The 702-nt window shown below is 57.1% G+C and carries 1 protein-coding gene; it reads right to left on the bottom strand.

Going from position 1 to position 702, the window contains the following annotated elements; all coding sequences use genetic code 11:
* The coding region (locus tag C7I36_RS16880; protein ID WP_181256432.1) for an ATP-binding protein at positions 1–702 on the bottom strand (702 nt) is incomplete at both ends.

Genomic DNA, 702 nt, shown 5'->3' with positions numbered 1-702 from the left:
CCAGCTCGGGGGCGAACACCGTATCTACATCCTGCTCGGTATAGCCGCAAATGGCCGAATACTGCCTGGATAGGGTAATATCCCGCAGGTTATTCAGCCCCGAAAACAAACTCACCTTGCTGAACTTGGACACCCCGGTCAGCAGGCAAAAACACAAATGCGGGTCGGCATCCTTCAACACCGAATACAGGTTTTTCAGCCCCTCGCGCAGCTCGGTGGCGACGGGGGCGTTGGTGATATTGTCCAGTATCGGCTTGTCGTATTCGTCGATCAGCACCGCCACCCGCTCGCCATATTGCTCATGGGTACGGCGGATAAGCTCGGCAAACTCGGCGGAAATATCTTCCGCCGGCCCATCGGCCAACCCCAACCGTTCCCGGTTGATGCGCAGCAAATAGCGGATGTGATTATCCAGCTCCTTCCGGCTGCCCATCACCCCACTGCCAAAGCCCAGGCGGATCACCGGCCGGGGGCGGGACCAGTCCCATTTATCGTGAATAAACAGGCCGCGGAACAGCGGCTCTTTCGCCTCGAACAGCTGATGCAGGGTATCGAGCAGCAGGCTTTTGCCAAACCGGCGCGGGCGGGAGAGAAAATAGTAGCCGGCCTGCTCGATCAACCGGTGGATATAGGGCGTTTTGTCCACATAGTAATAATCACCGGTACGGATTTTTTCAAACGACTGCACCCCTATGGGCAACT

The sequence above is a fragment of the Zobellella taiwanensis genome, assembly GCF_003012795.1.
Lineage (GTDB): Bacteria > Pseudomonadota > Gammaproteobacteria > Enterobacterales > Aeromonadaceae > Oceanimonas > Oceanimonas taiwanensis.
Note: the sequence above shows the minus strand (reverse complement) of the source record. Positions and strands in the feature narration are given on the sequence as shown.